Origin of the sequence: Vibrio sp. 10N.222.49.C12 (assembly GCF_041475025.1) — a bacterium.
In the GTDB taxonomy this organism is placed as follows: domain Bacteria; phylum Pseudomonadota; class Gammaproteobacteria; order Enterobacterales; family Vibrionaceae; genus Vibrio; species Vibrio crassostreae_C.
The window spans coordinates 1-4,469 of sequence record NZ_JBFRVF010000114.1 but is presented as its reverse complement, the minus strand read 5'-3'; the positions used below and the strand labels follow the sequence as shown (position 1 = coordinate 4,469).

6 protein-coding genes and 3 pseudogenes are annotated in these 4,469 nt (G+C 43.1%); 4 read left to right on the top strand and 5 right to left on the bottom strand.

Annotation, left to right across the window (positions count from 1 at the left end; translation table 11 throughout):
* Positions 1-185 (bottom strand): annotated as a pseudogene (locus tag AB4583_RS20970) (ATP-binding protein); the annotation flags it as partial.
* A 204-nt stretch (positions 186-389) separates the two neighbouring features.
* Positions 390-543: pseudogene (gene tnpA / locus AB4583_RS20965) on the bottom strand (IS200/IS605 family transposase); the annotation flags it as partial.
* On the opposite strand from tnpA, the pseudogene AB4583_RS20960 reads away from it, so the two are divergent.
* A pseudogene (locus tag AB4583_RS20960) lies at positions 540-674 on the top strand (TrmO family methyltransferase); the annotation flags it as partial. The pseudogenes tnpA and AB4583_RS20960 sit on opposite strands and share 4 nt — an antisense overlap.
* A gap of 57 nt (positions 675-731) precedes the next feature.
* Here the strand turns inward: AB4583_RS20960 and AB4583_RS20955 are convergent.
* Complete coding sequence (locus AB4583_RS20955) at positions 732-1,433, bottom strand: biotin/lipoate A/B protein ligase family protein (protein WP_372119214.1); 702 nt, start codon at positions 1,431-1,433, stop codon at positions 732-734.
* A gap of 185 nt (positions 1,434-1,618) precedes the next feature.
* Between AB4583_RS20955 and AB4583_RS20950 the strand changes: the two genes are divergently transcribed.
* Together AB4583_RS20950 and AB4583_RS20945 are read left to right on the top strand one after the other, a co-directional pair.
* Positions 1,619-1,903 carry a hypothetical protein gene (locus AB4583_RS20950; RefSeq protein WP_017059448.1) on the top strand — a complete coding sequence of 95 codons (285 nt, stop codon included), beginning with the start codon at positions 1,619-1,621 and terminating at the stop codon, positions 1,901-1,903.
* Positions 1,900-2,178 (top strand): type II toxin-antitoxin system RelE/ParE family toxin, encoded by a 279-nt coding sequence (locus AB4583_RS20945; protein ID WP_372119211.1) that lies wholly within the window; start codon positions 1,900-1,902, stop codon positions 2,176-2,178. Before AB4583_RS20950 ends, AB4583_RS20945 begins: the two co-directional genes overlap by 4 nt.
* 150 nt (positions 2,179-2,328) lie before the next feature.
* Here the strand turns inward: AB4583_RS20945 and AB4583_RS20940 are convergent, their stop codons facing one another.
* Together AB4583_RS20940 and AB4583_RS20935 are read right to left on the bottom strand one after the other, a co-directional pair.
* Complete coding sequence (locus AB4583_RS20940) at positions 2,329-2,616, bottom strand: type II toxin-antitoxin system RelE/ParE family toxin (RefSeq protein ID WP_017064044.1); 288 nt, start codon at positions 2,614-2,616, stop codon at positions 2,329-2,331.
* Positions 2,613-2,894, bottom strand: coding sequence for a type II toxin-antitoxin system Phd/YefM family antitoxin (locus AB4583_RS20935; protein ID WP_011080399.1), 282 nt, complete (start codon positions 2,892-2,894; stop codon positions 2,613-2,615). Before AB4583_RS20935 ends, AB4583_RS20940 begins: the two co-directional genes overlap by 4 nt.
* 177 nt (positions 2,895-3,071) lie before the next feature.
* Here AB4583_RS20935 and AB4583_RS20930 point away from each other — a divergent pair, with 177 nt between their 5' ends.
* Entirely contained in the window at positions 3,072-4,094 is a 1,023-nt protein-coding gene (locus AB4583_RS20930) for an IS110 family transposase (RefSeq protein WP_372119208.1), read from the top strand.
* Positions 4,095-4,469 lie beyond the last annotated feature (375 nt).

The window sequence follows — 4,469 nt, the reverse complement described above, 5'->3', positions numbered from 1 at the left end:
ACCGGGGGAATCCATGTAGCTCCGTTAATTAAAGACCATTCATAGTCATCATTCTGGATAAAAGTAGAAGAATTAGCGTGCAGTAGCACATTTACTTTTTTGCGTTCAAAGCCCAAAAACGATGCTATTTTTTTTGCCTTTAATTTAGGATGTTCTCTTAACAAATTTTGAATTGCTGATTCCATTTCAATGCTCATAACCCTATGTCTACTAAGACAATATATGGTCTAAAACATTTTTTTCAATCCGTTCAATTTAAAACAGGAAAAAATATCCGCCGTCTTAGAACGCGGTTTCCCTTTATAACCTACTAGGAGGGGGCATCCGCGCTATCAGTTCTTCAATAACTGCAGTTATTGTTCATACTCTATGTCCTGCTTATATTGGTGTCATACATATCGTCGAATGACTTCTTCATTCACACCGACCGTATCTACAAAATACCCTCTAGCCCAAAAGTGATTTCCCCATAGTTTTTTACGTATATGTGGGAATCTATTGAAATAGTCGAATTGCTGTTCGGCCTTTTAAAACTCCTACCAAACCCAATCGGTACAGCCGTGCTAACGATTGAAAAAATCGAGAATGGCACAGTAACCGTGAGAGGCTTAGATTGCTTGAACAACACACCACTGTTGGATATCAAGCCAGCGAACTATAGAGAGAAAGGATAAGCGAGAAGTTGGCCTTCCTAAACCAAAAGCGAGCTGTGCGTTAGCGAAAGGAAGACATTACGCATACTTGATGAAAGCTTGGCTTAACCGCTGAAAAAGTGAGTCTACGTTGGGAAGGCTCGTCAAATGCGCGGACAAGGGAGTATGAACCTGCGCATCCACTACGGTTGGGTTGTCGCAAATTTGATTATAAAAATTCACTGGCGCAACGATGTTCTCTAAGTCGGCATCTAACAAGATACAAGCTTGCGAAAGTACAATTTGGCCGCCCCCCTGTTTAAGCAATACACGTTGCGCAGTACCCACTATTTTTTGTTTATTGATATTGAGGTTGTAGTCACCATCACAATAAGAGCCGGGGGTGGCGTGTACATCCACATCGATGCCCAATTCTTTGAAAAACAGGGTTAAAACGTCGCATAAATGTCGATACGCTTTTTGGATGTTGTAAGCTTCATCGCGAGGCCAATGGTAAATGTGCGATAAGTTAATGATCCCCGGCAATTGAGGAACGGGAGCACCACCCGTTTTACGAGAAGTGAGTTGCCAGCCCTGTGCCGCGAGTTGTTTTCTAGACTCTACGGTCACAGGCCACTTTTTACCTGCGGGCAAAACAAGTGTCGGCGCTTTTGCTTGCCACAACATTAAGGCTTGCCCAATCTCACCCGCCTGAATTTGCTGCAATAATTCAGCTTCTTTTTCAAACGCACGATCAACATCAATGTGCGGGTAACGTACGAGTTTATTGGTTAACTTCAATGCACTTTCCTCTACAGATTGTGGTGACCTATCATTTAACGTTCTGCAATGGTTGATGAGATATGGGACTATGTGCGATGAAACATAGCACCAAAAGTTAGTTATTGGCGCCATAGTAGCTTGTCAGTTGCCCATCTCAAAGGTGAGTGCTAACATTTGTACACACACCAATAAAGGAATACATCATGGACACTAGAATTCAATTTCGTGTTGATGAAGAAACAAAACGCCTAGCTCAACAGATGGCTGAGAGCCAAGGTCGCACACTGAGTGGTGCTTGCCGTGAGCTTACTGAGCAACTCGCTGAGCAACAAAGACAGACATTATCTCACGATGCATGGCTAACTGAACAAGTAAACCTAGCATTTGAGAAGTTTGACTCAGGAGAATCCGTTTTCGTTGAACACCAAACTGCTAAATCTCGAATGGAAGAACGCAAAGCCAGAATACGTAATCGAGGTAAGCAATGATTTTATGGGAAGAAGAATCACTCAATGATCGTGAAAGGATCTTTGAGTTTATCTATGACTTCAACCCTGATGCGGCAGAAAACGCTGACAACCTCATTGAAACAAAAGTAGAAAACTTGCTTGAGCAGCCTCTAATGGGTGTACAGAGAGACGGCATTCGTGGGCAATTACTTATAATTCCTGAGATTTCAATGATCGTCTCCTATTGGATCGAAGGCGACATTATCCGAATTATGCGCGTACTCAACCAGAAACAAAAGTTCCCAATGGATTGATTACTTCCTCTGGGCAAATAGCCCAATTAAGGGGTGAACAACGCCTCCACCCAAACCTAACGCATTGTACCATAAACACTTAACTTGAAGTAGGAGCAAAAGTGCCAAGCGTTGTGAATCCCTCTTAAATTGCTTGTTATGACACAATTGCTACACGTCACTTTCCGTTAGTATCTGACGACAATTTCGTACTGTAAGGACGCGAATTTCATGGCTGAGGCTATATATGATTCGATAGTGACCAAACAAAATTTCACGGTAATTGGTATGAGGCAGCTCAGGAACCATTCGCCCCATGTCAGGCATACTTGAGAGTAAATCAGTTTTATCAAAAACCTCATTAACCCAGTTTTCTGCCGCCACTGGATTATCCAGTGAAATAAACTCGGCTGCATCACCTAACTTTTGTAATGCTAGTGGTGACCAGACTACTTTCATTTCTTAATGCGCCCCAATACTTGAGCACGAGCGTCTTCATTGGAAACACCTAAACCTGAAGCTAATTGTGCTTCAGCAGTACGCATTTCTTCCAGTAACTCGATCTTCTCTTGCATTGCTTCATATTCTGCAACATCAAGGACAACCGCAACACCCTTACCACGTTGTGTGATAACTAGTGGTCTGCGAGTTTCGTTAATCTGTTTAATAAATGACGTCACGCCAGCACGAAATTCAGACAAAGGCTGAATATCTTGATCAAAATGGATGCGGCTCATATTGAACTCCCTATGGTACAATTTAATGTACAAATAATAGTTCAAATAGCAATTTTGAGCAATAGCCTGATTTTGTGTTATAGCCCTGTTAAGGTGATGAGATGGTCTCCCCCTACCACTTCACATGACTGTAAGCCATGCTTGGAGTGTTCAGGTCCGAAGTAAAAGGAGCAGACCATGACTCAGCATAAAATCATCGGTATCGATTTAGCAAAAAATATCTTCTTTCTTTTTGAAATCAATCATAAAGGGAAGAATCTTTGCCGTAAAAAACTTCAACGAAGTAAACTACTTAGTTACATCGCCAATAAAGAACCTTGTACTATCGCCATGGAAGCTTGTTCCGGCGCACACTACTGGGCTCGTGAATTCTCTCAGTTCGGTCACGAAGTCATACTCTACGCACCCCAGCATGTGAAAACTCAAAGGCGTAAACAGAAAAACGACTATAACGATGCCGAAGCCATTGCCGAAGTCGCGCTCTACAAAAGACCTCACCCTGTGCCTCATAAATCCGTCGAGCAACAAGACATCCAATCTCTTATTCGAATGAGACGTCTGCTCGTCACTGAAAGAACTCGTATCGTTAATCAAGTGCGTGGCCTTATCTCTGAATACGGCATCATTATGCCCAAAGGAGCCGCAGCCTTCAGAAAGGCCATACCCGAAATACTCGAGAACGATGAAAACAAACTGTCTTATATATTAAGAGAGTTGCTATCCCATCAGTACGAACGATATTTATACATCGACGAACAAGTAAAATGGTTCGACGATAAACTTAACCAAACCATCAAGCAGTTCGAAAACGCAAAGCGACTCATGTCGATTCCAGGCTTTGGGCCACTCACTAGCCAAGCCGTGGCGGTATGGCTAGGCTCTGGACAACAGTTCAAAACCGGTAGAGATGCCTCCGCCGCAATGGGGCTTGTACCAAGGCAAGATACCAGCGGCGACAAAGTCATTCTTCTAGGAATAACTAAAAGAGGCAATACGTATATCCGCTCCCTTCTCGTTCATGGAGCAAGAGCAGCGTTGAGGCGCGCCAAATTTAAATCCGATAATCTCAGTAAGTGGATGCTTGAACTCCAAGAACGACGAGGACCAAACAGAGCCGCTGTCGCTTTAGCAAACAAACTCATGCGAATAGCGTGGGCTGTTACAACTAAAAATGAAGAATACCAACCCACACAAAGCTAGTAACAATCACCAACCCTTTGCAAAGTACGTAGTAAGATGAATAACAGGACAAATCCTACACGTTGAAAACCTTATGCTCACACTGGCTTATAAAGTCGATAAGGTGATTAGGACTTCGTGTTCGACTTCCTCATCTTGGCCAAGGCAATAGCCGTTAAACAGGCCGTATATATGGAAGTTAACCTGCGCTTTTAATCATACTGCTGACTTGCGAAACTGGGGGAGACCATATATGTGAGCAACGCAATACCGATGCTACCGTATACCGCCTTAAACACTGAACGCAACGCATAGCAAAAATGCCAAGCGTTGCGAATCACTCTTAAACAGATTGTTATAACTATTTCGGGGCTTCCCCTATCTGGCAGGGTAGAT